Here is a 24,809-nt window from a genome sequence, read left to right as displayed (position 1 = left end):
CACCCGCGGGCGCAGGGCACGATGGAGAGGTGCGGATCATCCTGCTGCGCCACGGCCAGAGCCTCGGCAACGTCGACGAGCTCGCCTACTGCCGCATCCCCGACCACGCCCTGCCGCTGACCGAGACCGGTGAGGAGCAGGCCCGCGCGGCCGGCCCGGTGATCAGGGCGCTGGCCGGCGACGAACCGGTCGCGGCCTACGTGTCGCCGTACCGCAGGACGAGGCGGACGTTCGAGCTGCTGGGCCTCGACACCGAGCGGGTCGTCACCGAGCCGCGGGTGCGCGAGCAGGACTGGGGCAACCTCCAGGACCCGGTGCAGCAGGAGGTGCTTAAGCACCAGCGGCACGCGTTCGGGCACTTCTTCTTCCGGTTGCCCAACGGCGAGTCCGGCGCGGACGTGGACGACCGCGTGGCGGCGTTCCTCGACGGCCTCACGGTGCGGATGCACGAGGACGAGGAGCACCCGAAGACCGTGCTGGTCGTGTCGCACGGGCTGACGATCAGGTTGCTGTGCCGCAGGTTCTTCGACTGGAGCATCGACCTGTTCGAGTCGCTGTCCAACCCGGACACGTGCGAGCACCGCGTGCTCGACCACGACGGGACGCGGTGGAGGCTGGATCGCCCGTTCGTCCAGTGGCGCGACTCACCGGACGGGACGACCCAGCTGGCCCACTAGAGGAGTCCGCGCTTGTAGGCGGCGACGAGACGGCGTGGGACGAGGAGTTCCTTGCCGTCCAACGTCTTGACGCGTACCAGGTCCGGTGCGGTGGCCTTCCACTGCGAACGGCGGTGGCGGGTGTTGGAACGCGAGGTCTTGCGCTTGGGAACGGCCATCAGCGCTCACGCTTCCCGTAGCGGCGGTTGAACTTCTCGACCCGGCCCGCGGTGTCGACGAGCCGTTGCGTGCCCGTCCAGAACGGGTGCGAGTCGGCGGTGATGTCGACGGTGAGCAACGGGTAGGTGTTGCCGTCCTCCCACTCGACCGTCCGGTTCGAGGTGGCGGTCGAGCGGGTCAGGAATGTCCTTCCGGTGGACGCGTCCTGGAAGACCACCGGGTGGTAGTCGGGGTGGATGCCGGGCTTCATGTCTGCAACTTCCTGATCGAGTCCACGAAGGACAGTTCGTCGTCGGTGAGCAGTGCGTCGGCGAACGCCGCGGTGATGCCGTCCGGCTCGCCCACGGTGATCGCCACGATCTGGGTGGTCCTGCCCTCGCGCGGCCCGCCGGTGCCGACGTGCAGGCCACCGCCCGCGGACTCCAGGTGCAGCGCGGTGTCCGGTTCGTCGGCGACCCACAGCCGGCCGCGCGAGCGCACGACCGTGCCGTCGAGCAACGCGTCCAGCGCGTCGTCGAGCCGCTTCGGGTGGAACGGGCGGTCGGCGGTGAAGACCGCCGTGGAGACGCCGCACTCGGGGACGAGCGGGATCATCCGCGGCCTGGTGCCGCGCCTGACCTCCACGGTGTCGGGCGTGCAGCGGTGCGCGCCTGGAGCCAGCCGGTCGAGCACGGCGAGGGTGCGGTCGTCCGCGTCGCCCTTCAGCACCAGCACGTCGGCGGCCTCGGCCTGCGCGACCACGACCTGGGCGACCGTGCGCTGGTCGCTGACCACCGAGGCGTCACCCAGCGCGTCGTCCAGCCAGGTCGCCGCGTCCAGCACGGTGATCACGCACTCGACGTCCACGTCGAGGTCGCGGCGCACGACGTCCGGTTCCAGCAACGGGTCCAGGTGCAGCACGACCGTGTGACCTCGGAGTGCTTCGAGCAGCGCCTTCAGGTCGTCGCGCACGGTGCAGGACACGCAGCCGTGCAGCAGGTCGACCTCGGTGGCGACGCCGTCGACCCAGCGCCGGACCGCGGTGGGCGTGGCGACGTGCCGCACCAGCACCGATCCGGGCCGGTCGCGCCACACCCGCACGGCCACGTCGTGCTCGACCAGCCCCGCCACCATGACGACAACGGTTTCCATGTGCGCTACCGTAGTTGAAAACGAATGTCGTTTCAATCTGTGTTGTTCCGACCTGGGAGGTACGCAATGCGCTGCCAGCTGACGGGCCGTGAGCCCGGCTTCGGCAACCGCGTCTCGCACTCGCACCGCAAGACGCGGCGGCGCTGGAACCCGAACGTCCAGCGCAAGCGGTACTGGGTGCCGTCGCTGAACCGGTTCGTGACGCTGACGCTGTCCACGAAGGCCGTCAAGACCGTCGACAAGCGCGGCATCGAGGCCGTGGTGGCCCAGCTGCGCAAGCAGGGGGTGAAGGTCTGATGGCGAAGGGCAACGACGTCCGGCCGATCATCAAGATGCGGTCGACCGCGGGCACCGGGTTCACCTACGTGACCCGCAAGAACCGCCGCAACGACCCGGACCGGCTGGTGCTGCGCAAGTACGACCCCGTGGCGCGCAAGCACGTCGACTTCAAGGAGGAGCGCTGATGGCGAAGAAGTCCAAGATCGCGGCCGACCGGCGCCGGCGCGAGGTCGTGGCACGTCACGCGTCCCGCCGCGCCGAGCTCAAGGAGATGCTGCGGCACCCGGAGACGCGCGCGGAAGCGTTGCGGGGCCTGCAGAAGCTGCCGCGGGACGCGTCGCCGACCCGGCTGCGCAACCGGGACGTCGTGGACGGACGGCCACGCGCCTACTTCCGCGCGTTCGGGTTGTCGCGGTTGCGGCTGCGGGAGATGGCCCACCGCGGTGAGCTCCCCGGCGTGTCGAAGGCCAGCTGGTGAAGCCGCCGCGGCCTGCGAAGCGCAGGCAGAACCTGCTCGCGAGGGAGGGCGTGGCGGTCGTCGACTGGAAGGACGTCGCGCTGCTGCGCAAGTTCATCTCGGACCGGGGCAAGATCCGGTCGCGCCGGGTGACCGGCCTGACGCCGCAGCAGCAGCGCCAGGTCGCCACCGCGGTCAAAAACGCACGGGAGATGGCTTTGCTGCCGTACCCGTCACAAGGGCGATGACGCGGATCGCCGCGCTGGCCAGGAAGGCCAGCGCGGCGAGCTGCACCAGCAACGCGAGCACCCAGGTCGTGTGTTCGTCGACCGTGAGATCGCCCCGAACACCGACCAGGAAGGTCGCGTACAGACCCCAGCACTGCAACGCGGCCAGCGCGGCACCGAGGACCGTCGTGCGCAGCGACACGACCACCACGACCGCGGCCAGCCCGGCGAGCGCCAGCACCGGCCAGGCACCGGTGAACGCGGTCACACCGACCCCGGCGCCGAAACCCAGGGCGGAGCCATAACCACCTGCCATTCTCGTCATCCGTGGTCCATATCGCGAAGTTGAGATCGGCGCCACCTCTCCGGTGTGAAGTTGGTGCTTTCGTGTGAGGCACGATCACGCGAATGAACCTGTACGAAGCTGTGCACCGCCGCCGCGACACCCGCGCGGAGTTCACCGGTGCGGAGATCCCGCCCGACGTCCTGCGCCGCGTGCTGACCGCCGCCCACGCCGCCCCCAGCGTGGGGCTCTCCCAGCCGTGGGACTTCGTGCTGGTGCGCGACGACTCCGTGCGCCGCGCGTTCCGCGACCACGTGCAGGCCGAGCGCAGCGTGTTCGCCGCCTCGCTGGACGCCGAGCGCGCCGAGACGTTCTCCCGCATCAAGGTCGAGGGCGTCCTGGAGTCCTCGCTGGGCATCGTCGTCACCTACGACCCCGACCGCGGCTCACCCGCGGTGCTCGGCCGGCACGCCATCGCCGACGCCGGGCTGTACTCGGTGTGCCTGGCCATCCAGAACCTGTGGCTCGCCGCCACCGAGGAGGGCCTCGGTGTGGGCTGGGTGAGCTTCTACCGGGAGGATGTGCTGCGCCGACTGCTGGGCATCCCCACGAGGGTCCGCCCGGTCGCGTGGCTGTGCGTGGGTCCGGTCCGATCACTGCCCGACACGCCTGATCTGGAACGTCACGGTTGGCGCAACCGCCTACCCCTCGATGACGTCCTGCACCACGATCGGTACGGGGCGCGACCGACCCGGTAGCCTGTGCGGGCCGCTCGGCGAGTCGGAACGGAGTCGATGAACGAGTGGAGCAGCGCGATCCGCTGGTAGCGGGCGAGGTACCGCGGCTGGACCGGGAGGTCCGCGCGTTGCTCGACGCTGGCCGCAAGCCGGAGGCCAACAGCCTGTTCGACGAGGTGGTCACCAAGGTGTCCCCCGGAGCAGACCGCTGGGTGCGGTCGGCCGTGCTGGTGAACCGCGCGGTCATGGCGTGGCGCCTCGGCCGCATCCCCCTCGCACTGGAGCTGGCCGCGGAGGGCTGGACCGACCTCGACACCGACCGCGCAGACAGCCCCGCCGTCGCCGAGACCATGGCCGGCCTGGGCTACCTCATGGAGGGCATCGGCAACCGCCGGGCATCGCTCGACATGCTGCGGCTGTCGGTGCAGGTGGCCCGCCGCGCGGGCAACACCGACACCCTGGCGCGCTGCCTGCAGCGCCTCGGCGGCTCGCTGAACTTCCGCGCCTGCTCCGGTCCGCCCGCCGCCGCACCGGCGATCTTCGAGGAGGCCCTCGCCCACCTGGAGGAAGGCCTCGGGCTGGTGAAGGACGAGAAGATCCGCCGTGCCCTGATGGGCGCCTGCGGTCGTTCCCTCGCGGGCGTCGGCCAGCTGGAGAAGGCCGACGAGTTCGGCGAGGAGACGCTGCGCCTGGCGCTCGACGCCGCCGACCTGTGGGGCATCTCGGTCGGCAACTGGGTCCTCGCCGTGGTCCGCCGCGAGAAGGACGTGCTGGACGAGGCCCGCACGTTCGCCGCCCGCGCGGTGGCGAACGCCGAGCGCATCAACGACACCTCGCTGCTGCTGCGCTTCTCCACCGAGCTCGCCGACATCTGCCACGCACTGGGCGACTCCGTCGGGGAGGCCGAGGCGCTGCGCCGGTCGATGACCGCGGCCCGCACCGCCACCGAGACCCTCCAGGAGGGACTCGGCCAGGCGCTCGAACAACGCCGGGTGGCCGTCCAGGCACAACGCCTGGCGGTGGCCGCCCAGGAAGCCGCGGCCCGCGACCCGTTGACCGGCCTGGCCAACCGGCTGGGCCTGGAACGCGCGGCGCAGGCACTGCTGGAGTCGACCGCGGCCCGCGGCCGGGTTCCGTGGCTGGTGCTGGTGGACGTGGACTGGTTCAAGGGCGTGAACGACGACGCCGGTCACGCCGCGGGCGACGCCGCCCTGCGCGAGATCGCCGCGCTGCTGCGTCGCGAGTGCCGTTCCGACGACCTGGTCGCCCGCTGGGCGGGCGACGAGTTCGTGGTGCTGCTCGGCGACACCGGCCCGAACATGGACGTGGGCCCCACCGTGGCCGAACGCATCCGCGCGGCCGTCGACGGCCACGACTGGACCATGGTGCTCGGCGCGGTCCGCCGCCCGACCGTGAGCATCGGCGTGGCGGCCGGTCCCGCGAAGCTCGACCAGCTGTTCGCGGCAGCGGACATGGCGCTCTACCGGGCCAAGCGGCACGGCCGCAACCGGGTCGAGGTCGAGCCCTCCGCCGACGAGGTGCAGGAGATCGTTTCCGGTGGCTGAGCCGGGCCCCGTGCGGGAGCCCGGCCCAGCCCGTCCTCAGGCGATCAGCCCACCTCGGTAGGCCACCAGGGCGGCCTGCACGCGGTTGACCGCGCCGATCTTGCCGAGCACCGACGACACGTAGCCCTTCACCGTCGCCTCCGACAGGTGCAGCGTGCCACCGATCTCCGCGTTCGACATGCCCTGCCCGATCAGCACGAGCACCTCGCGCTCGCGTTCCGACAGCGACGCCAGCAACCGGCGGGCCGGCTCGGCCATCCGCTCACCGTCGGCGACCGCGGCCAGGACGCGGGCCGCGACACCGGGGTCGAGCACCGCTCCCCCGCGCGCGAGGTCGCGCACGGCCTTCACGAGCTGTTCCGGTTCGGTGTCCTTGAGCAAGAACCCGGAGGCCCCGAGTCTCAACGCCTCCGAGACGTACTCGTCGACGTCGAACGTGGTCAGGATGCACACCCGTGGTGGTTCCGGCAGGGTCCGCAGCCGCCGCAGGGCCGCGAGTCCGTCCGAGGTGCGCATCCGGATGTCGAGCAGGACCACGTGGGGACGGTGCTGGCGCGCCAGGTCGGCCACCAGGTGCCCGTCATCGCATTCGGCGACGACTTCGATGTCCCCGACACTGCTCAGGATCATGCGAAGGCCAGAACGGACGAGGTCCTCGTCGTCGGCCAGCAGAACCTTGATCACGACGCCTCCCGCATTGGCGTTCCGTGCTCCCTCATGAGCCGTGATCTTCGCGTACAACCGCCGAAGGTCACGTTAATTCTCAGTTATCTCATCATGTGGTAACCGTTTTTCGAGATGGCGGGAGGCGTTCACAGTTACCGGAATAGCGCGGTGACTTCGCTGCGTAGGCGCGGCAGCAGGGCATAGAGGGCATCACCTGGACACTGAGTGACCATGAAGTCCCGATGGCCGAAAATCTCACCTGTTGGAATGCCGTACCGGAAACACAGGTGCGCGCAGAAGGCGACCAGTGAATCCCACTGCGCCAGCGGTGGGGAGACGTCCACGTAGAGGCCTTCGTTCTCGATTCCGATGGCGCAGTCGTTCTGACCTGGACAATGCGCGCCGACCACGATGCGGTCGCCGAGCTCGAGGGCGTTGAGGCTGCCGTGCCGCCCCTCCAGGACGAACCCGCCGCGGCTGTTCGAGAAGTGCTGACCTGAGTCGACCCAGCCGTTTTGGTCCATATGAAGGTTCTGAATCCACTGCGCGTGCTCATAGGCCCGGCCTATCGACTGGTTGTCGAGGTTCGGGGAAGTTGAATGGTGAATCACAATGCGTTCCGGCTTTCGGACCACCACCTCGATGCCTTCGCCCGGAGGGCGGGCACCCCAGTCGGCGCAGGAATAGATCTGAACAGGGGCTTGCGCGGTCGCGGGCGTGACGGACAGGGCCGGGACGGCGGCGGTCGCGGTGAGGGATGTCAAGAGCGTGCGTCGGCGGATCATGCTGATCTTCGTCGCATACGTGATCGATACAGCGCATCTGGAAGCAGTTCCAGAAATGCGAAGGTCTTTCGCAATAGGCGTGGCAGAAAGTAATCTGCGCCACATCAGCCCTGCACGGAGAGGAGCTTCGCGGATGCGGAGAGCCAACCCGGTGACGTCCCTGCTGGCCTCCGCCGCCGTCACCGCCTCCCTCGTCATCGTCCCCGGCGCACCCGCCCAGGCGGCGCCCGCGCCCACGTTCACCGCCGACGACTACTGCCTGGGCCAGTGCGGCGACGTCCTGCCGCCCGGCAACAACGGCCACGCGACGCTGGCCGAGATCCTCGCCCACAAGGCGTTCGGCACCCGGCCCGCGCACTCCGCCGACCAGCTCGGCAAGTACGACGCCCTCGTCGCCGGCTACGGCGGCCTGTCCAACGCCCAGCTGACCGACTTCTTCAACGACGCGTCGTTCGGCGTGCCCGCCGACCAGGTCGAGAGCACCGTCAAGCCGCGCGCGGACGTGACGATCGTGCGCGACAAGAAGATCGGCATGCCGCACATCACCGGCACCACCCGCTCCGGCACGATGTTCGGCGCCGGCTACGCGGCGGGCCAGGACCGGATGTGGCTGATGGACCTCTTCCGCCACCTCGGCCGCGGCCAGCTCAGCGGCTTCGCGGGCGGCGCGCCGGGCAACCGGGTGCTGGAGCAGTCGTTCTACAACCAGATCCCCTACACCGAGGCGGACCTGCAGAAGCAGATCGACACCGCCGCGGCCAAGGGCGGTGACCGCGGCCGGCAGGCGCTGGCCGACGTCAACGACTACATCGCCGGCATCAACGCCTACCTGACCCAGGCGATCAGCGCGCGGAACTTCCCCGGCGAGTACGTGCTGACCGGCCACGCGGACGCGATCACGAACTGGAACGACATCCAGCCGTTCAAGTCGACCGACATGGTGGCCATCGCCGCGGTCGTCGGCGGCCTGTTCGGCGCGGGCGGCGGCGGTGAGGTGCAGTCGGCGCTGGTGAAGCTGGCCGCGCAGAACCGCTACGGCGCCGCGGTCGGCGAGCAGGTGTGGAAGGCGTTCCGGGCGCAGAACGACCCCGAGGCCGTGCTGACCCTCCACAACGGACAGTCGTTCCCGTACGCGGCCTCCCCTGCGTCCCCCGCGGGCGTGGCACTCCCGGACGCGGGCAGCCTGACCCCGGAGCGGATGATCTACGACGAGGTGGGCGGAACGGGTGCCGCGGTCTCCGTTCCCGCACCGGACGAGCTGAAGAAGGCTTCCGGCATCTTCGCGGACGGCGTGCTGCCGGCGGACCTGCTGAACAAGAAGCACGGCATGTCGAACGCGCTGGCCGTGTCCGGCGCCCACACCGACTCCGGCAACCCGGTCGCCGTGTGGGGCCCGCAGACCGGGTACTTCGCGCCGCAGCTGCTGATGCTGCAGGAGCTCAACGGCCCCGGCATCCGCTCGCGTGGCGTGTCGTTCGCGGGCGTCTCGATGTACGTGCAGCTCGGCCGCGGCGTCGACTACTCGTGGAGCGCGACCTCGGCGGGTCAGGACATCGTCGACACTTACGCCGTGGAACTGTGCAACCCGGACGGTTCCGCGCCCTCCAAGGCGTCCTCGCACTACCTGTACCGCGGCGCGTGCCTGCCGATGGAGCGGCTGGAGCGCAAGAACGCGTGGAAGCCGACCGTCGCGGACGGCACGCCGGCCGGTTCGTACACCCTGGTGATGTGGCGGACCAAGTACGGCCTGGTCGCGAGCCGCGCCACCGTGGGCGGCAAGGTCGTGGCGTACACGACGCTGCGCTCGACCTACCTGCACGAGGTCGACTCGATCATCGGCTTCCAGGAGCTCAACGACCCGACCGCCATCCGGTCGGCGACCGACTTCCAGCGGGCGGCCGACCGGATCGGGTACGCGTTCAACTGGTTCTACGTCGACTCGAAGGACACGGCGTACTTCAACTCGGGCCTGAACCCGGTGCGCAAGTCCACTGTGGACCCCAACCTGCCGGTGTGGGGCCGCCCGGAGTTCGAGTGGCAGGGCTTCGACGGCGACGAGAACACCGCGCAGTACATGCCGTTCGCCGGCCACCCGAACTCGATCAACCAGGACTACTACATCTCGTGGAACAACAAGCAGGCCAAGGACTTCACGTTCGGCGGCTTCGGCCACAGCGCCGTGCACCGCGGTGACCTGCTCGACGGCCGCGTCCGCGCGCTGATCGCCTCCGGCCAGAAGGTCACGCGGGCGGCGCTGACGAAGGCGATGGCCGAGGCCGCGGTGGCCGACCTGCGCGCCGAACAGGTGCTGCCCGAACTGCTGCGCGTCGTCGAGTCCGCACCGGTCGACCCGGCGCTCGCCCCGGTCGTGCAGCAGCTGAAGGACTGGCAGCGCTCCGGTTCGTTGCGCAAGGAGACCAGCAAGGGCAGCAAGACCTACGCCCACACCGACGCGATCCGCGTGCTGGACGCGTGGTGGCCGCTGCTGGTCGCCGCGCAGTTCCAGCCGTCCCTCGGCACCGACCTGTACACCGCCCTGGTCGGCGCCATCCAGGTGGACGAGGCCCCGTCCGACACCCATGGCGCCGCCCCGCACAAGGGTTCCTCGTTCCAGTACGGCTGGTGGGGCTTCGTCGACAAGGACCTCCGCAAGGTCCTCGGCGACCCGGTCCAGGGCGCGTTCCCGCAGACCTACTGCGGCGGCGGCACCCTGTCCGGCTGCCGGACGGCACTGGTCGACTCCCTGAAGCAGGCCGCGGCCAAGCCCGCCACCCAGGTCTACCCCGGCGACGCCGACTGCGCCGCGGGCAACCAGTGGTGCGCGGACACGATCATCCACCGCGCGATGGGCGGCATCACCCAGGACAAGATCCACTGGCAGAACCGCCCGACCTACCAGCAGGTCGTGCAGTTCCCGTCCCGCCGCGGCCAGAACATCACCAACCTGGCCACCTCCGCGACGGCCACCGCGTCATCGCACGAGACCGGCTGGAACACCCTCCCGCCACAGCACGTGGTCGACGGAAACCCGCAGTCGCGCTGGGCCAGCGATTGGAGCGACGACCAATGGATCCAGGTCGATCTCGGCTCTGTGCAACGGGTCGGTCGCGCTGTGTTGCAATGGGAATCGGCCTACGCCACCGGCTACCGCATCGAGCTGTCCAGCGACGGGACAAACTGGCGCAACGTTTTCGCGACAAGTAGTGGCGACGGCGGCTCCGATGTCGTAGCGTTTACGCCACAGGACGCGAGGCACCTCCGGATGACCGGTACCCACCGGGCCACTCGGTACGGATACTCCCTGTACGAACTTGAGGTCTACAGCTCGTAGGCCTTCGAGATGAGGCCGCCGATCCACCCCCAGGGGTCGGCGGCCTCTACTTATGCCCGTTGTTGTGTCCGTTGTGGACACCGTCGTCCTGCTCCCCGGCCGGCAACCCCACCTGGTCGGCGAACTCGGTGGCGATCCGGCTGCCCCCGTACACGCTCAACGCCTTGGCCAGGTGCTGCTGCAACTCCACCCGGTGCTGGTCCCCGAGCTCCGGCAACGCCCTCTCGACGCTGCTGATCAGCGACTCCGCCCAGTGCTTGGCCGGCTGCTGCTGCGCGATCCGCACCAGCTGCGCCAGCTCGTCCGACAGCTTCACCGCTTCCTCGACCCGGTACCCGTTGCGCTGCAACCACCAGATCGTCGCGGTCCCGACGTCCGTCAGCACCTCGTCACGCAGGTACCGGATCTCCTGCCGCTCGATGTCCCGCTCCGCCAACTTGAACGTCGAGCTCCGCAACAACTCGATGTGCTTGCGCGCCATCTCCAGGTCCCCGTCGTCCACCTCGACCTTGACCTGCTCGGCCCGCGCCCACACGTGCGTCCCCGGCACCTGCTGCTCACGCGCCAACTCGTCCCCGAGGTGCACCTGCAACGCCGCGTGGTGCACCAACATCCGCGACGAACTGATCTCCGTGGCCCGCTGCACCACGTGGTGGATCGCAGCACTCTTCGGCGAGTTGTGCCGCAACCCGGTGGCCAGGTCGAACCGCCACACGACGTTCATCTTCAACAGGAAGTCCAACCCGTACACCGCACTGGGCAACGGCGTCTCGAACTCCTGCTGATGACTGCTCGCCGGCGGCACGTACGTGTAGTCGTCACGCCGGTTCGGCACCCGCCGCCGCCACCAGGACCGGACGGCCCCCAGCGGGCCAGGACGAAAGTCGGGCCAGGGTCTGCTCACGCCCTCTGCGTACCCGACGCATCCCGTCGGGAGAAGGTGGCCTGCCTCACTTCCTTCGAACGGCCGCACCCAACTCGTTCGGTCCCTTACCGAGCGTGATGGCCTTGCGAGGCGGGGGCCTGGTCAACTCGGTGGCGGTGGACCGCTAGACTGCTCACGCCAGCCCTAGTAGCTCAGGGGATAGAGCATCGGTTTCCTAAACCGTGTGTCGCAGGTTCGAATCCTGCCTGGGGCACCACCTTTCGCCGGGTGAAACTAAGGGCTCTGACCAGTGAAAACAGGTCGGAGCCCTTGGTCTTTAGCCGGGACTGAAGTCGATCTACAGCCCGTTTCGTGGTGCGAGCCGGGCGTACGGTCGCACCACGACTGAGCGCAATGCAGCCTGAAGCGCCACCGTGAACCGTCAGCCCGGTTGACAGCTGATACCACCGAAGCCGTCAGCCTCCGGGGCTCCGTCTCACCTCCGTTCGAGGACGTGGAGTCGTTCGAGCGGCTGACGTCGGCTGCGCTCCCGGCCGCTGTGACGACCGGACACCTCTACCGGGCGGCGCAGCACATCAAGGACACCGCACCAACCGGTGCCACGATCGTTTCATGACACTTTTTGCGACGGGCTTTGCTACGTAAAACAGCAAAATACAGCCCCTATCCAGTTTTCAGTGATCGAACCTCCAATTAGTCCTTCAATCATCGTATGCGCACGAGTTTCCGTTACACAGTAACGCAGGCCAGACCTAGTCCGATTAATCCCACTGTCAGTCTCAATCCACAAGCCCTCTGGAGAACTCCAATGGCCATGAACACTCCCCCGGAACCACCCGCGATCATCAAGAGCATCCAGGACATGGCGGAATCCGACGCAGAGGCCCGCAGGATTCGGGACAAGATCAAGGACGACACCGAACAGGGTGTCGACCAGAGCAACCGGCCCACCACGAGCGGCAAGTGATCTGATGCCCGATCGGCAGGCGTACAACGCATCCATCATCGATTGGCCCCGCATTCGGGCCTTCGCACAGCGTGTTGCTCGAGAAACACGTACGCCTGCCGAGCAGGGCATCTCCTACACCACGACGGAGTACGAGACCAAGATCAAGCTGATCGAAGTGAAACACGGCCCCTTTGGTCTGTTCACCAAGACGGAGCGCAAGAGCGAGCAGGTCGCGGTCAGTAAACGGATTGATGTAGTTGGGCGTCACTGGGTTCTTGAACGACGCAACCACCACATCGAACACACGACGAAAACACGGGCTCACACCAATCAGGAGACCAGCCATGAAGAGCACTTCGTTGTGTTGCTCGCGGACGGCAGCCTAAAGAAGGTCATCCTGATCGAGACGGAGAACATGAACACGGCTCACGGCCGCAATACGTTCTTCTTCACCCACGATCACGCCGTGCGTGACCTCAGCACAAGCTACGTGGAAGCCATGGACTTCGAGAAGCGCCACTACTCGACTACCAAGGCTCGCAGCCAAAACTGGGGTGACCTCGAACCCGGAAAACGGTTGCTCAGCCACACCAAGGGCGTCGGCCTCACCAAAGCGCTCAAGCGTCTGCTGGCCTAGCGCTCAGGGCCGCAATCGCTGGCCACGCGCCAACTAGGGGAGTCAGAACGCTGCGGTGGTGACGGGTTGACCATGCGTCACACCTGCGTCGAGATGGTGTGGCACACGGCCGTTTCAGGGCCATGTGACGGGGTCACCCGTCACATGCCATACCGTCACGGCGGCCCGTTTACGCTGCTAGATGCTGCTTTCGAACCTGTCACAGGGTGTGTAACGGGGTGACGGGTGCCTGGGACGGGTTGTGACGGGTCAGCGGTCGTCATCGTCGATCACCTCACCGTCGAGCGCGGCCGCTTCGCGGAGACGTTCGACCGACGCGCGAATGTCGGCGACGGCGTAGCCACGTACCTGCTTCACGCCGTCTCTGTGGCCACCCGGTCCCGTGTCGAGCGGCAGCCTCTTCGGTGAGATAGTCCACAACGGACGCCAGTGGTTCGGGCAACTCGATCTCGTCGGCCCGCTCCGCTTCAGCGGGCGTCGGAGCGCTGCCAACGGCCTTCGCTACGGCCGCGTGGTCGAGCATCGGTTGTGCTTCCTGTCCTACCGCGTGTCCGGTGAGCGTTCCTTCGGCCCTCGCGCAACGCCCGTCCGCGTTGGCATATCTCCCTCCAGTCCTCGTTGGGCATGTAGAACGTCCGCACGGTCAGCGCGAGGACTTCGGCCCCAGCCTGGGTCTCCCCGTCCGGTCGCAGGACGCCCACGCCCTTGCGCGAGGGCAGACGGCTGGAGTCGTAGCCGTGTGGGTTCATCTGCTCGCCCAGAATGATGTTGCTGTCCCGGTAGTCCATGACGCGCAACGTGAACCGCGAGCCGAGCACCACGCGCAGCCTGGTCGGAAGGGTCTTGGCGGCCGGTCGCTGCGTCGCGAGCACCAAGATCAGTCCAGCGGCCGGCGCCTACTTCGCCAGCCACGTCAGCAACTCGCCAATGTACTCCCCCGCTGTGAGCCTCTTCCCTTGCACCTCAACGGGAGTACGGTCCTCCAGCGGGATTTGAAGCTCATCCACGAACAGGGCCGTGATCGGCATGTCCAAGGATGGATCACACGACATGTCGGGCGTCACCTTCGACTCAGGACACTTCAGGTCGTCCAGCTCGCGCATCCTGCGGTAGCGCTGCTGCACGTCGGCGACCAGTTCCACGAGTCAATCCAGGAACGCCAACACGTGCTCGCTGTCGTCGCCTGACTTCGTGGTGCGGGTCGTGGTGCGAACTGTGGCCAAACCGAGACCACGCGGCGCATGGTGCGAGTGTTTGCGACGGCATCGCCGCAGGTAGAGCCATCTTCCTCGCCCGATAAGCACATTCCTAAACCGCGTGTCGCAGGTTCGAATCCTGCCTGGGGCACCACCTTTCGCCGGGTGAAATCAAGCTCTGACCAGCGGCAACGCGGTCGGAGCTTGATCTTTTCCCGCCAAAGACGGATCACCTCACCTGCGACCGCACGAAGTCGACGTACGGCTCATAAGCGGAAACATCCCGCCCAGGCTCATAAGTGCTGAGGTAGTAGTAGTCGGCCATGATGTTGGCCTGCTGCTCTGAGTTGAACTCCTCGAACGTCTTCCCCCGCAGCCCCTCGACCCCACCGTAGTCGTAGAGCCCCTTCACGAAGAACCCCGCGAACGCCGTCGGCAGCAGGCTGAGGACGCTGCGGCCGTGCTGGTACTGGTAGGCGTGGGTCAGTTCGTGGACCAGCCAGCGTTCGTAACGGGCCTGGTTCTGCGGCGACGTGAGGATTCCCCTGGGGAACGTCACGAGGCGGGGCAGGGTGCGGGCGACACCGAAGGCGCCGAGGAGGCCGCCTTCGGCGAGGGTGAGGGCGCTGATGTCGAGGGCGTCGCCGAAGACCTTGCGCGCGATGTCGGCTTCGCGGGACTCAAGGGCGCGGCGAAACACGGGGCGGAACACCACGGCGGCTCCCTGCTGGGCGGATGGAAGATCGTGGTCATGCGCGGTGGTAGCGGACCTCGTCGAGCACGGCGTCGCCGAGGGTTTCGCGGCGGGTGGTGCCGTCGGGGGTGAAGCCGAGGCGTTCGTAGAAGCGGCGGGCGCGCTGGTTGCCGGCGAGGACCCAGACGATGGTGTCCGGGAGGCCTTCCAGTGCTGCGGCGGCCAAGGGGTGGGCGAGGCCGGTGCCCTGGGCGGACTCCAGGAAGTAGATCGCGTACAGCTCGTGGGTGGCGTCCGGTTCGCGGGACGGGCCGGCGCTCGCGAAGCCCACCACCTCGTCGTCGGCCAAGGCGACCCAGACGGTGCCGGAGGGGATCAGGCGTTCCCACATGGAGGTGCGCGACTCCACGGACAGGGCGTCGAGGACGTCGTCGGGCATGTGGCCGCGGTAGGTGGTCCGCCACGAGTCGACGTGGACGGCGGCGACGGCGGGTGCGTCGGAGACCACGGCTTTGCGGATTGTCATCGGTGCCCCCAGTGGCGTGATCGGATCATCGTCGACGCGGGTCGCGGCATTGACGATGCCCTCGCTTTGTACTACCTGAAGGCGAGGTGGTCGCCATCGGCACGGACGGGCTCCGCGAGGCTGTGACACAACCCTGACAAATCCCCTACCCGGTCCGGACAAAGTGCCGGGACCGTTGGGGGTGTGAACGTCCACTGGAAACGATGGCTGGTGGTCTCGGGGGCCGCTGCGGTCATCGCGGCGGGCGTCGTCGTCTGGGGGTCCTACGCCCGGCTTGAGGGCAACCTCCAGACCGTCGACCTCGCCGAGGAGCTCAGCGGCAACGCCCGGCCGCCGCGACCCACGCAGACGCCGTCGACGCCGGGCAGGCCGCTCAACGTCCTTCTCATCGGCAGGGACGACGGGCGGTCCGACACCGCCATGGTCGTGCGGCTGAACGCCAGGGGCGACGCGGCCAGGGTGATCAGCATCCCGCGCGACACGATGGTGCCGCGGCCGCGGTGCGGTGACCACCCGCCGGCGCGCATCGCCATGTTCAACAGCGCCTTCTCCACGGGTGGGGCGGCGTGCACGGTCGCGACGGTCGAGCAGATGAGCAATCTGCGGATGGACCATTTCGTGCAGATCGACTTCAACGGTTTCCGCGACGTGGTCGACCGCCTCGGCGGAGTCGACATCACGTTGCCCGAGGCGATCGACGACGACAAGAGCGGACTGCGCGTTCCGGCCGGGCCGAACAGGTTGAGCGGAACCCAAGCACTCGCATTCGTGCGGACCCGGTACAGCATCGGGGACGGAAGCGACCTGAACCGGATAAAGAACCAGCAGCTTTTCCTGACCGCACTCAGTCAGAAACTCGCGGACGAGAACTGGCTCGGCAGCCCGCAGCGGACGTTCGAGCTCGCCGACGTCATGACGAGGTCGATCGTGACGGACGCGGAGCTCGGATCGATCAGCGCGCTGGCGGGCCTCGCCGGCAAGCTCACGGCGTTGCGACCGGGGAGCATCGGCTACGTGACGCTGCCGGTCGAGCAGTACCTGCCCGACCCCAACCGGGTCCAGCCGAAGCAGCCGGAGGCCGACGCGCTCTGGACGGCCGCCTGACTAGCAGGCAGCACCCTGCCACTCACTCGGTCGAGGCCACGGCTGAGGAGACCCCCAGCGCTCCTCAGCCGTGGAAGATCTTCCCCAGCTAGCCGCTACCACTGTGACGGTCTCCCGGTCTCGTGAAAGGACGTGCGGTCGAGGTTGTCAGACCATCTCGTTAGGGTGGGTTCGGAAGGGCCCGTCCGGCGCGTGCGCCGCAGCTCAGGCGGGTGGTGTGCGTTTTCCGGTCCGGACGAGGTGGAGGGCGATTGGGACCCCGTGGCGTCTTCGCGGAGCGCTTCGCGCTGCTGTACGCGGAGGCAGGTGACCCGCCGCTGAAGCGGGTCACGGAGTCGGTGACCCGCGCCCGCCGGACGGACGAACAGGGCAGACCGGTCCGCGTGCCGGCGCAGCGGGTCAGCGACTGGCGGCGCGGGCGGAACGTGCCGGCGAGGTTCAGCGGGTTGAGCGCCGTGCTGGAGGTCCTCACCGGCGAGGCGCGCAAGCGCCGGCCGCAGCCCGCGGTCGACGGGCTCTACGACGTCGAGGTCTGGCGCACGCTCTGGGAGGAGGCGCTCGCCAGCCCGGTGGGTGACGCGGACACACCCCCTCAGGACGAAAACGCGGTGTGCCCTTACATGGGTCTCAGCGCATTCGGACCGCAGGACACGAATTGGTTCTTCGGGCGGGAACGAGCGACGAACGCACTTCTCGCCCGGATGAACGACAACGGTCTGACAATGCTCGTCGGCGCGTCGGGTGCCGGTAAGTCGAGCCTGATCAAAGCGGGCGTGCTGCCCCGCCTCCGCAAAGAGGCGGTGGTGATTTCCCCCGGCACCGATCCGTTGAAGGAGCTCGCGCTCCAGCTGCCGGAACTGATAGCGGTGCTCGAAGCCGCCGCCGACTCGGACGCGCTGGTCGAGTTCGCGCAGGAGGTGCAGATCGCGGTCGGCGAGCGGGTGGTGGTCGTCGACCAGTTCGAGGAGGCGTTCACGCTCGGCGGCGACGCGAACCGGCTGCGGGTGTTCGTGCAGGCCCTGCACGCGGCCGCGCAGAAGACGGCGGTCGTGCTGGGCGTGCGGGCCGACTTCTACGCCCGCTGCCTCGACTTCCCCGAGCTCGCCGAGGCGCTGCAGAGCAACCAGATGGTGCTCGGCGCGATGTCGGCGGCCGAGGTGCGCGACGCGGTCACGAACCCGGCGAAGGCCGCCGGGTTGCAGCTCGAAGCGGGCCTGGTCGACCTCATGCTGCGCGACCTGGGCGCCCAGAACCGGCGCGGCAAGGACGCCTACGACGCGGGGGCGTTGCCGCTGCTCAGCCACGCCCTGCTGGTCACCTGGCAGCGCCGGCAGGCAGGCCGGCTCACGATCGCGGGCTACCGGGCGGCCGGCGGCATCCAGGGTGCCGTCGCCACGACGGCCGAACGGGCCTGGGCCGACCTCGACGACCCGGGCCAGCAGGCGGCGAAGCAGCTGCTCCTGCGCCTGGTCAGGGTCGGCGACGACACCCAGGACACCCGGCGCCGCTCCAGCCGCCACGGCCTGCTGGAGGCGAGCACGAACCTGCCGGCGACCGAACGCGCGCTGGAGGTGCTGGCCAGGGCCCGGCTGATCACGCTCGACGCCGGCAGCGTGGAGATCACGCACGAGGCGCTGCTGCACGCGTGGCCGCGGCTGCGCGGCTGGATCGACGAGGACCGCGCGGGCAACCTGACCCGGCAGCGGCTGGAGGAGGACGCGGCCACCTGGTCCGCGCACGACCGCGACTCGTCGATGCTCTACCGCGGGGCCCGGCTGGAGGGCGTGCGGCAGCAGCGGAACGTCACCGTGCTCGCCAGGGAGTTCGTGCACACGTCGGAGCGCCAGCACCGCAAGAGCACCTGGCTGCGCCGCAGTGCCGTCGCGCTGGTGGCGGTGTTCGCGCTGATCGCGGCGGGTGCGGCGGTGATCAGCGTGCAGCAGCGCAACGACGCCCAGTACCGCCAGGTCGTGGCGGAGGCGGACCGGCTGGCGACGACGGACGTGTCGTTGTCGGCGCAGCTGCTGCTCGTGGCGCACCGGATGCGCCCGGACGACCAGGCGGTGGCCGCGAAGGTGCTCGCCACCCAGCAGGTGCCCCTCGCGGTGCCGGTGCTCGGGCACACCGGCGCGGTCTACCTGACGACGTTCAGCCCGGACGGCACGCTCCTCGCGACCGCGAGCTACGACCGCACCGCGCGGCTGTGGGACGTCCGGGACCGCAGCCGCCCACGGCAGGTCGCGGTCATCAGCGGGCACGAGGACTGGCTGAGCTCCGCGGTCTTCTCCCCCGACGGCAAGGTGCTCGCGACGACCGGCCAGGACGCGACGATCCGGCTCTGGGACGTGGCGGACCCCGGCTCGCCCCGGGCGCTCAAGACGATCGAGACCGGCAACGGCCCCACCTACCTGCTGGAGTTCAGCCCCGACGGCAGGCTGCTCGCGGCGGCGAACGAGGACCGGTCGGCGCGGCTGTGGGACGTGAGCAGTCCCGCGAACGCCAAACCCGTCGGGGAACCGCTGCGCGACCACAGCGCCGCGGTGCGCTCGCTCGCGTTCAGCCCGGACGGCAGGACGCTGGCCACCGCCGGCGACGACTCCACGATCCGGCTGTGGGACGTGGCCACCGGGACCAGGACCGGCAAGCCGCTGACCGGCCACCGCGACGGCATCCACTCGGTGGCGTTCAGCGGCGACGGGAAGCTCCTCGCGAGCGGCTCGGAGGACAAGACGGTGCGGCTGTGGGACCCGGCCACGCAGGAACCGGTCGGTCTGCCGCTCGCCGGGCACACCGAGGCCGTGTGGTCGGTGAAGTTCAGCCCCGCCGAGCCCGTGCTCGCCTCCGCGGGCGCCGACGCGACCGCGCGCCTGTGGAACATCAGCGACCCCGCGGTGCCGAACCCGCTCGGGCGCCCGCTCACCGGGCGTGGCGGGTCCCTGTTCGCCGTCGGGTTCAGCGGGGACGGCGCCACGCTCGCCACGGGGTCGCAGGAGAGCGGCGCGAACCTGTGGTCACTGCCGCGCGAGTGGTTGCTCGGCCACACCGCGCGGGTGGGCGAGCCGTCGTTCCGCCCGGACGGCCGGCTCCTGGCGACCGGGTCCGCGGACAAGACGGTGCGGCTGTGGGACCTGTCCGACCAGCACCACCCGAAACCGGCGGGACCACCGCTGCTGGGCCACGAGCGCTCGGTCGGCCCTCCGGCGTTCCGGCCGGACGGGAAGGTGCTCGTGTCCGCGGCGGGCGACCAGACCGTGCGCCGGTGGGACGTGGCCGACCCGAGCCGCCCGCGGCCGTTGGGCGAACCGGTCCTGCTGCCGACCCGCTTCGCCACGGCCGCGCGGTTCGACCCGGCCGGGACGGTGCTGCTGACCAGCCAGGACGACAACTCGGTGCGGCTGTGGGACGCCGCGGACCCGGCGCACCCCGTGCCGCTGGGCGAACCGCTGACCGGGCACGACGCGTACGTCAACGGCATGGACTTCAGCCCCGACGGCCGCACGGTCGCCACGGCGAGCAGCGACCGGACGGTGCGGCTGTGGGACGTGAGCGACCCGACGCGGGCGCGGCTGATCGGCACGCCGATCCAGGACCCGCAGATCGTGCACAAGGCGGTCTTCACCGCGGACGGGGGCACGCTGATCACCGCGGGGCAGGACCGGGTGATCCGGTTCTACGACGTGCGCGACCGCGAGCACCCGCGGCTGGTGAGCGAGCTGCGGGGGCACACGGGCGTGATCACCACGATCTCGGTCAGCGCGGACGGCCGGCTGCTCGCGAGCAGCAGTGCGGACAAGTCGTTCCGGCTGTGGGACATCAGCGACCCGGCCAAGCCGTTCTTCACCGGTCAGCAGATCACCGGCGACTGGACGTCCGAGCCGTACGTGCGGTTCTCGACGCAGGGCCGGTTGCTGGCCACCGGCAACGCCGACGGCGTGGTGCGGCTGTGGGACCTCGACGTGCCGCACCAGGTCGACCGGATCTGCACGGCCACGCGCGGCGCGCTCACCCCCGCGGTGTGGCAGGAGAAGCTGCCGCAGATGGACTTCAGGGACCCGTGCTGAGCCGGACGGCGTCCTCCACCAGCCCCGCCAGCACGCGCGGCAGCTCGCGCAGGTCCAGATGTCGTTGCACTGCCGCGAAGTTGGCGTCGAGCACGGCGTCGGTGGCGGCGAGCAGACCGTCGAGGTCGGAGGGGTCGAACACGGTGAGGCCGAGCGCGCGGATCTCGTCCAGCACCGGATAAGGCCCTGCCACAACGGGTTTCCGCGCCGCCGCGGCCTCGCAGACGGGCAGCCCCCACCCCTCCCAGGTGGACGGCAGCAGCACGAGGTCGGCGGCCGCGTAGAGGTCGGCCTGGTTCGCGACGCGCCCGCGCAGCACACCCGGGAGCCGGTCCGCGGCAGGGCAGGGAGCGTCGTCGGTGAGCCAGTAGCGGACGTCCGGGCGGCGCGCGGACAGGCGCCGGACGAAGTCGACGGCACCGGGGATGTTCTTGGACGTGCCCTCGACGCGGGCCGGGTGCACCACGAGGTAGTCGCCGGGTGCGGCACCGAGGGCGGCGCGGGTGCCGTCACGGTCGCCGTGCGCGAGGCCGGCGACGTCGACCCGGTTGTGCACCACCCTGGTGTGCACCGAGGGCCAGCGCGCGCGGAACTCCCGCTCTGTCAACGAGTTGATCAGCACGTGCAGGTGCGCGGGGTGGTGCAGCGGCACGACGTCACCGTCGACCGGCCGCAGCTGGACGCGCTGCCACGCCGGGTCGTGGTGGCGCAGGACCACCGGAACGCGGGCCGCGAGAGCGTGCTCTTCCCACGCCACCGAGGCTTCCGGTGCGCTCCACAGCGATCCGGCGTTGTCGAGCACCACCAGGTCGTGCGTCGCGCAGAGCTCACGGATCAGGGCGTGGTCGACGGGTGGCGGGTCACCGCCGGGCCGGTCGGCCCACAGGCCGCGGACGACGACCCCGGAACCCGAGGCGAAGTGACCGGCGGCGAGCGTGACGTCCCAGCCGAGCACCGCGAAGGCGTGCGCCCACTTCGCGGCTTCGACGCTGACGCCGTCGAACCCGCCCAGCCGGTGGGAGACGACACAAACACGGCTCACCGCCCGCACCCTATCGGTTACTGTCCGCGCCATGCGTTTACTTGCTCGGGTCGGCAGCTTGCGCGCGGTCGTCGCGGTGACCGTTGGGTTCATCGCGTTGAACATGGTCCTCGTCGTGATCGGCAACGTCACGGACTACGGCACGAACGAGGCGTTCGTGCAGCACGTGCTCGCGATGGACACCACGTTCGGCGAGGGGCTGAAGTGGCGGGCCATCACCAGTTCCGCCGTCGTGACGCTGGTCTACGTCGCGATCATCGCGTGGGAGGCGGTCTCCGCGCTCCTGCTGACCGCGGGCACCGTCGCGTACGCCCGCAACCGCGACGACAGCGCGCGCAGCTTCGCGTCGGCGGGCCTGCTGATGGTCGTGGCGCTGTTCCTGGGCGGGTTCATCACGGTCGGCGGCGAGTGGTTCGCGATGTGGCAGTCGAAGGACTGGAACGGCATCGGCGCCGCGCTGCGCATGGTGACCGTCGCGGGCTTCGCGCTGGTCCTCGTGCACCTCAGCCCGCGGCGGGCCAGCTCGTAACCGGTTCCCGGCAGAACACCGGGCCGACCCCCGCGTCGGCTCCCAGACCACTCCACCAGTCGCGCTGCTCGGCGTCCTCGACCGGGTCGACCACGACCAGCCCACCGGCCTCGTGCACGAACCCGATGACGTCGCTGAGCACGCGCGACACCAGCTCGTCCGATGTGCGGCTGCGGCCGGTCATCCGCACCGCCATCACGCCGAGCGAGCGGACGAGCTCGATCTCCGCGGTCGATCCCCCGAAGTCACGGGCGCCGATGTGGATTCCCATGTCCGACAACAGTTCCAGGTTGTCGGCGGCCTCGCTGTCCTGCGCGGCCAGCACGCGCACCGGGAAGCCGAGGAGCAACCGGCCGGCGGGCAGCCCGGTGTCCGCGAGCACCCGCCGCACGTCGCGCACGAGGTCCGGGCTGTTCGCGAGGCCCTCGGTCAGGCACACGGCGAGCACCTCGTCGTGCCCGCACGCCGCTTCCGCAGCCCTGCGCAACATCCACTCGCCCAGCGGCAGCATCAACCCGGTGTGCTCGGCCATCGACACGCACTTCTCGTGCGGGATCAGCCCGGCGTCGCGGTGCCGCCAGTGCAGCTCGGCCTCGACGCACACCCGTGCCGCGCCGTCGAGCCGCATGACCGGGGTGAACACGACGTCGATCTCGCCGCTCTCCCACGCGCCGGGCATGACGGCGGCGAGCGCGAACTCCTCCTGCTCCCGCTTGTCGAGCGTCGCGTCGTGCAGCCCCCACTGCCGGCGCCCGCTGCGCTTGGCCCTCCTGAGCGTCATGTCCGACGCCCGCAGCACCTCGGCCGGGTGGCCGCCGGGGTGCAGCCGCGGCAGCACGCCGATCGACGCCGACACCGCGACGCCGTGCCCGGTGAAGTAGACGGGTTCGGCCAGCTCGTGCTCGATCGTGCGGATGGTGCTGTCGACGTCCGGCGTGTCCGGCCCGTTCTCGACGAGCACGGCGAACTCGTCGCCCTCCAGCCGCGCCACCATGGCCTTCTCGCCGGCGAAGACGGCGCTCAGCCGTTCCGCGACGAGCTTGAGCACCCGGTCGCCGATCTCGCGTCCGAGCCCGTCGGTGATCACGGCGAACGCGTCGAGGTCGAGGTGGTAGAGCGTGACGCCGTGCTCCATGTCGCTGTGCAGCAACGACTCCAGCCGCGTCGTGAGGTACTGCCGGTTCGGCAGCCCGGTCAGCGCGTCGTGCAGCGACTGGTACTGCAAGCGCCCGCCGAGCAACGTGAGCTGGCTGTCGTCGTCGATCATCACGACGTAGTGCCGCGGGGTGTCCTCCGCGTCCTTCTGCACGGTCGCCGCGAGCAGCACCCGGAAGTGCTCGCCGTCGCGGTCGATGAGCCGCGGTCGTTCCTGGACCCGCCGCATCCGCCCGTACCGCAGGCCGGCCAGCGCGTTCTCGACCAACGGCAGGTCGGGCGGCGCGATGAGGTCGCCGAGCGTCATCCCGCCGACCTCCTCGCGCCGCAGGATCGTGCACAGCGCCTCGTTGGCCCGCTCCAGCCGCCCGTCGAGGCCGACGATCGCGATCCCCGTCGACGAGTGCGCGAAGATGTCCTCGAACCGCTCCTCGCTCGCCCGCAGGTCGAGCTGCGCGGCCCGGGTCGCGCGCAACATCGCCTGGCTGACGCTTTCCTGCTGCTCCAGCACGAACGCCTGCATCGCATCGGTGTACCCGGCGGACATCTCCCCGATGACCAACGCGCTCTTGTGCGCGTCCTCCGTCTCGTGCGCCACGAACCCGGCCAGCACCTCGACGGACCTGCGCAGGCTGTCCGCGCCGACGCAGTGCATCTCCACCAGCCGCGTGCCGACCCGCGCGGCGGTCTTCGCGTCCCCGGCGAGCGCTTCGGCGATCAGGTTCACCAGCTCGCGCAGCTCCTCCGCCAGCTTCGCGGAGGACAGGGGGATGTAGGAGGTCCGGCTGACCTCGCGGGCCCAGTCGCGCGCCACCTCGTCACGTCCCGGCGGGCGTGACGATCTCGCGTCGTCCTGGCTCGGCAAAATCGTTCCACCTGACCTGCTCGACGAGCAACGGTGCGGAAGCCTACCGCCAGCAAACCACATCGTCCCGCCGCACGGCGGCGTTCGCCCCTTCGGGCGAGGAACGACCTCGCAGGGTCACCGGCTTGCGGCGCTCGATCGGAGCAATTCTCACATGCGATCGACGGAGTGGCCGCCTCTCGATCGGGTCATGTCACAAGCCTTGGAATAAGGAAGGTAAGTCGAAGCGGCTGCAGTTTGAGGGCAACCCCACGCTAACGAGGTGGAAGAGACTGTCCGCGCAGCACAGCGCGTGCCGCCTTCTCTGGGTCTCGCCTCACCACGCACTCCCACATCCGGACAACTTGCCAGCCAGCCTCAACAGCCAACCTGGAGCTGCGCTCATCGCGCTCACGGTTGCGCCGCATCTTCTCCCGCCATAGATCTGCGTTGGGCCCGGTGAAAGCCGTCTTGCGCCCGTGCGCGGGGCAGGAGTGCCAGTAGTCGCCATCGACGAACACCGCGATGCGTCGAGATGGCATGACGATGTCCGGTGTGCAACCTGGCGCAAGCTTGCGGTGCAGACGGAACCGGGCACCGAGCGCATGCAGAGCGCGACGGAGCATCATCTCAGGTTCAGTGTCCACCTTGCGCCTGCCGCGAAGATGGGTCCCAGCGGTGGTCGAGACCCACCTGCCAGCCTCGTTGCCCAACCTCCACCTCCGAAGTTGCCGAAAATCCTACCGTCGCGGCGCTGCGTAGGATAGAGATACCTTCTGAGCCAATGCTGTTGCGGTGCACAAGCGGAGCGTGGGTCTCACCAAGCTGCCTATGCATTTCGTTCAGCTAAGGAAAGGATCCGCTCCACAGTGCGTGTCCCTATTCGTCC

General features: G+C 69.3%; 27 protein-coding genes and 1 tRNA gene. 14 read left to right on the top strand and 14 right to left on the bottom strand.

The annotated features are described in order from the left end of the window. Positions 1–29: 29 nt before the first annotated feature. Entirely contained in the window at positions 30–677 is a 648-nt protein-coding gene (locus AB0A63_RS05805) for a histidine phosphatase family protein (RefSeq protein WP_360385755.1), read from the top strand. On the opposite strand, the gene rpmF is transcribed toward AB0A63_RS05805, so the two are convergent. The 3 genes from rpmF to AB0A63_RS05790 are packed head-to-tail and all read right to left on the bottom strand — an operon-like array spanning position 674 to position 1,967. Beyond that, positions 674–835: a 50S ribosomal protein L32 gene (gene rpmF / locus AB0A63_RS05800; RefSeq protein WP_360385753.1), complete on the bottom strand. Its 162-nt coding sequence runs from the start codon at positions 833–835 to the stop codon at positions 674–676. The genes AB0A63_RS05805 and rpmF overlap by 4 nt on opposite strands. After that, positions 835–1,086 (bottom strand): type B 50S ribosomal protein L31, encoded by a 252-nt coding sequence (locus AB0A63_RS05795; protein WP_360385751.1) that lies wholly within the window; start codon positions 1,084–1,086, stop codon positions 835–837. Before AB0A63_RS05795 ends, rpmF begins: the two co-directional genes overlap by 1 nt. After that, a complete protein-coding gene (locus AB0A63_RS05790) occupies positions 1,083–1,967 on the bottom strand; it encodes a GTP-binding protein (RefSeq protein WP_360385750.1) in 885 nt (294 codons plus the stop codon). Before AB0A63_RS05790 ends, AB0A63_RS05795 begins: the two co-directional genes overlap by 4 nt. Positions 1,968–2,033: 66 nt before the next feature. Between AB0A63_RS05790 and rpmB the strand changes: the two genes are divergently transcribed. Genes rpmB through rpsR form a run of 4 tightly spaced genes read left to right on the top strand, consistent with a single transcriptional unit; the run spans position 2,034 to position 2,951 of the window. Then, positions 2,034–2,264, top strand: a complete 231-nt coding sequence (rpmB, locus tag AB0A63_RS05785) for a 50S ribosomal protein L28 (protein WP_360385748.1) — start codon at positions 2,034–2,036, stop codon at positions 2,262–2,264. Continuing rightward, a complete protein-coding gene (rpmG, locus tag AB0A63_RS05780) occupies positions 2,264–2,431 on the top strand; it encodes a 50S ribosomal protein L33 (RefSeq protein WP_065914914.1) in 168 nt (55 codons plus the stop codon). Before rpmB ends, rpmG begins: the two co-directional genes overlap by 1 nt. Further along, positions 2,431–2,724, top strand: a complete 294-nt coding sequence (gene rpsN, locus AB0A63_RS05775) for a 30S ribosomal protein S14 (protein ID WP_360385745.1) — start codon at positions 2,431–2,433, stop codon at positions 2,722–2,724. Before rpmG ends, rpsN begins: the two co-directional genes overlap by 1 nt. Beyond that, the gene (gene rpsR / locus AB0A63_RS05770; protein ID WP_360386651.1) at positions 2,718–2,951 is read left to right on the top strand and encodes a 30S ribosomal protein S18; all 234 of its coding nucleotides are present in this window, start codon (positions 2,718–2,720) and stop codon (positions 2,949–2,951) included. The genes rpsN and rpsR overlap by 7 nt, the downstream gene beginning before the upstream one ends. On the opposite strand, the gene AB0A63_RS05765 is transcribed toward rpsR, so the two are convergent. Then, entirely contained in the window at positions 2,899–3,255 is a 357-nt protein-coding gene (locus AB0A63_RS05765; RefSeq protein WP_360385743.1) for a hypothetical protein, read from the bottom strand. The genes rpsR and AB0A63_RS05765 overlap by 53 nt on opposite strands. A gap of 83 nt (positions 3,256–3,338) precedes the next feature. Here AB0A63_RS05765 and bluB point away from each other — a divergent pair, with 83 nt between their 5' ends. Both bluB and AB0A63_RS05755 read left to right on the top strand, forming a co-directional pair. Next, the gene (gene bluB / locus AB0A63_RS05760; RefSeq protein ID WP_360385741.1) at positions 3,339–3,971 is read left to right on the top strand and encodes a 5,6-dimethylbenzimidazole synthase; all 633 of its coding nucleotides are present in this window, start codon (positions 3,339–3,341) and stop codon (positions 3,969–3,971) included. A 44-nt stretch (positions 3,972–4,015) separates the two neighbouring features. Further along, entirely contained in the window at positions 4,016–5,515 is a 1,500-nt protein-coding gene (locus tag AB0A63_RS05755) for a tetratricopeptide repeat-containing diguanylate cyclase (protein WP_360385739.1), read from the top strand. A 36-nt stretch (positions 5,516–5,551) separates the two neighbouring features. Here the strand turns inward: AB0A63_RS05755 and AB0A63_RS05750 are convergent, their stop codons facing one another. Both AB0A63_RS05750 and AB0A63_RS05745 read right to left on the bottom strand, forming a co-directional pair. Beyond that, the gene (locus tag AB0A63_RS05750; RefSeq protein ID WP_065914918.1) at positions 5,552–6,199 is read right to left on the bottom strand and encodes a response regulator transcription factor; all 648 of its coding nucleotides are present in this window, start codon (positions 6,197–6,199) and stop codon (positions 5,552–5,554) included. Positions 6,200–6,333: 134 nt separating this feature from the next. Beyond that, entirely contained in the window at positions 6,334–6,966 is a 633-nt protein-coding gene (locus tag AB0A63_RS05745) for a peptidoglycan recognition family protein (RefSeq protein WP_360385737.1), read from the bottom strand. 133 nt (positions 6,967–7,099) lie between these two features. Between AB0A63_RS05745 and AB0A63_RS05740 the strand changes: the two genes are divergently transcribed. After that, positions 7,100–10,297: a penicillin acylase family protein gene (locus tag AB0A63_RS05740; RefSeq protein ID WP_360385735.1), complete on the top strand. Its 3,198-nt coding sequence runs from the start codon at positions 7,100–7,102 to the stop codon at positions 10,295–10,297. A 46-nt stretch (positions 10,298–10,343) separates the two neighbouring features. On the opposite strand, the gene AB0A63_RS05735 is transcribed toward AB0A63_RS05740, so the two are convergent. Continuing rightward, positions 10,344–11,201 (bottom strand): hypothetical protein, encoded by an 858-nt coding sequence (locus AB0A63_RS05735; RefSeq protein ID WP_360385733.1) that lies wholly within the window; start codon positions 11,199–11,201, stop codon positions 10,344–10,346. Positions 11,202–11,363: 162 nt separating this feature from the next. On the opposite strand from AB0A63_RS05735, the gene AB0A63_RS05730 reads away from it, so the two are divergent. The 3 genes from AB0A63_RS05730 to AB0A63_RS05720 all read left to right on the top strand — a co-directional run bounded on the left by AB0A63_RS05730 (position 11,364) and on the right by AB0A63_RS05720 (position 12,769). Next, positions 11,364–11,439 (top strand) — tRNA-Arg (locus AB0A63_RS05730). Between the two features lie 558 nt (positions 11,440–11,997). Further along, positions 11,998–12,150, top strand: coding sequence for a hypothetical protein (locus AB0A63_RS05725; protein ID WP_360385731.1), 153 nt, complete (start codon positions 11,998–12,000; stop codon positions 12,148–12,150). Between the two features lie 4 nt (positions 12,151–12,154). Beyond that, the gene (locus tag AB0A63_RS05720; protein WP_360385729.1) at positions 12,155–12,769 is read left to right on the top strand and encodes a hypothetical protein; all 615 of its coding nucleotides are present in this window, start codon (positions 12,155–12,157) and stop codon (positions 12,767–12,769) included. A gap of 467 nt (positions 12,770–13,236) precedes the next feature. Here AB0A63_RS05720 and AB0A63_RS05715 read toward each other — a convergent pair whose 3' ends face one another. From AB0A63_RS05715 to AB0A63_RS05700, 4 genes are all read right to left on the bottom strand, one after another. After that, a complete protein-coding gene (locus AB0A63_RS05715) occupies positions 13,237–13,641 on the bottom strand; it encodes a hypothetical protein (RefSeq protein WP_360385727.1) in 405 nt (134 codons plus the stop codon). 24 nt (positions 13,642–13,665) lie between these two features. Further along, positions 13,666–13,911 carry a hypothetical protein gene (locus AB0A63_RS05710; protein ID WP_360385725.1) on the bottom strand — a complete coding sequence of 82 codons (246 nt, stop codon included), beginning with the start codon at positions 13,909–13,911 and terminating at the stop codon, positions 13,666–13,668. Between the two features lie 283 nt (positions 13,912–14,194). Beyond that, positions 14,195–14,680, bottom strand: coding sequence for a hypothetical protein (locus AB0A63_RS05705; RefSeq protein WP_360385723.1), 486 nt, complete (start codon positions 14,678–14,680; stop codon positions 14,195–14,197). A 34-nt stretch (positions 14,681–14,714) separates the two neighbouring features. Next, a complete protein-coding gene (locus AB0A63_RS05700) occupies positions 14,715–15,185 on the bottom strand; it encodes a GNAT family N-acetyltransferase (protein WP_360385721.1) in 471 nt (156 codons plus the stop codon). A gap of 183 nt (positions 15,186–15,368) precedes the next feature. Here AB0A63_RS05700 and AB0A63_RS05695 point away from each other — a divergent pair, with 183 nt between their 5' ends. After that, positions 15,369–16,289 (top strand): LCP family protein, encoded by a 921-nt coding sequence (locus AB0A63_RS05695; protein ID WP_360385719.1) that lies wholly within the window; start codon positions 15,369–15,371, stop codon positions 16,287–16,289. Positions 16,290–16,540: 251 nt separating this feature from the next. Continuing rightward, positions 16,541–20,350: a hypothetical protein gene (locus AB0A63_RS05690; protein WP_360385717.1), complete on the top strand. Its 3,810-nt coding sequence runs from the start codon at positions 16,541–16,543 to the stop codon at positions 20,348–20,350. Here AB0A63_RS05690 and AB0A63_RS05685 read toward each other — a convergent pair. Beyond that, a complete protein-coding gene (locus AB0A63_RS05685) occupies positions 20,334–21,392 on the bottom strand; it encodes a glycosyltransferase family 4 protein (RefSeq protein WP_360385715.1) in 1,059 nt (352 codons plus the stop codon). The two genes, AB0A63_RS05690 and AB0A63_RS05685, sit on opposite strands and share 17 nt — an antisense overlap. Positions 21,393–21,423: 31 nt before the next feature. On the opposite strand from AB0A63_RS05685, the gene AB0A63_RS05680 reads away from it, so the two are divergent. After that, positions 21,424–21,921 carry a DUF2165 domain-containing protein gene (locus AB0A63_RS05680; protein WP_360385713.1) on the top strand — a complete coding sequence of 166 codons (498 nt, stop codon included), beginning with the start codon at positions 21,424–21,426 and terminating at the stop codon, positions 21,919–21,921. Here the strand turns inward: AB0A63_RS05680 and AB0A63_RS05675 are convergent. Further along, positions 21,896–23,890: a diguanylate cyclase gene (locus AB0A63_RS05675; protein ID WP_360385711.1), complete on the bottom strand. Its 1,995-nt coding sequence runs from the start codon at positions 23,888–23,890 to the stop codon at positions 21,896–21,898. The genes AB0A63_RS05680 and AB0A63_RS05675 overlap by 26 nt on opposite strands. A 305-nt stretch (positions 23,891–24,195) precedes the next feature. Then, on the bottom strand, positions 24,196–24,633 hold the full coding sequence (locus AB0A63_RS05670; RefSeq protein ID WP_360385709.1) for a very short patch repair endonuclease: 438 nt from the start codon (positions 24,631–24,633) through the stop codon (positions 24,196–24,198). Positions 24,634–24,809: the final 176 nt, after the last annotated feature.

Origin of the sequence: Lentzea sp. NPDC042327 (assembly GCF_040647275.1) — a bacterium.
In the GTDB taxonomy this organism is placed as follows: Bacteria; Actinomycetota; Actinomycetes; order Mycobacteriales; family Pseudonocardiaceae; genus Lentzea.
This window is presented reverse-complemented; position numbering and strand designations above follow the sequence as displayed.

Bases quoted from the DNA above. Each gene is read 5' to 3' on its own strand.
- rpmF (WP_360385753.1), bottom strand. From the start codon at position 835: ATGGCCGTTCCCAAGCGCAAGACCTCGCGTTCCAACACCCGCCACCGC.
- AB0A63_RS05795 (WP_360385751.1), bottom strand. From the start codon at position 1,086: ATGAAGCCCGGCATCCACCCCGACTACCACCCGGTGGTCTTCCAGGAC.
- AB0A63_RS05790 (WP_360385750.1), bottom strand. From the start codon at position 1,967: ATGGAAACCGTTGTCGTCATGGTGGCGGGGCTGGTCGAGCACGACGTG.
- rpmB (WP_360385748.1), top strand. From the start codon at position 2,034: ATGCGCTGCCAGCTGACGGGCCGTGAGCCCGGCTTCGGCAACCGCGTC.
- rpmG (WP_065914914.1), top strand. From the start codon at position 2,264: ATGGCGAAGGGCAACGACGTCCGGCCGATCATCAAGATGCGGTCGACC.
- rpsN (WP_360385745.1), top strand. From the start codon at position 2,431: ATGGCGAAGAAGTCCAAGATCGCGGCCGACCGGCGCCGGCGCGAGGTC.
- AB0A63_RS05765 (WP_360385743.1), bottom strand. From the start codon at position 3,255: ATGACGAGAATGGCAGGTGGTTATGGCTCCGCCCTGGGTTTCGGCGCC.
- bluB (WP_360385741.1), top strand. From the start codon at position 3,339: ATGAACCTGTACGAAGCTGTGCACCGCCGCCGCGACACCCGCGCGGAG.
- AB0A63_RS05745 (WP_360385737.1), bottom strand. From the start codon at position 6,966: ATGATCCGCCGACGCACGCTCTTGACATCCCTCACCGCGACCGCCGCC.
- AB0A63_RS05740 (WP_360385735.1), top strand. From the start codon at position 7,100: ATGCGGAGAGCCAACCCGGTGACGTCCCTGCTGGCCTCCGCCGCCGTC.
- AB0A63_RS05725 (WP_360385731.1), top strand. From the start codon at position 11,998: ATGAACACTCCCCCGGAACCACCCGCGATCATCAAGAGCATCCAGGAC.
- AB0A63_RS05720 (WP_360385729.1), top strand. From the start codon at position 12,155: ATGCCCGATCGGCAGGCGTACAACGCATCCATCATCGATTGGCCCCGC.
- AB0A63_RS05700 (WP_360385721.1), bottom strand. From the start codon at position 15,185: ATGACAATCCGCAAAGCCGTGGTCTCCGACGCACCCGCCGTCGCCGCC.
- AB0A63_RS05680 (WP_360385713.1), top strand. From the start codon at position 21,424: ATGCGTTTACTTGCTCGGGTCGGCAGCTTGCGCGCGGTCGTCGCGGTG.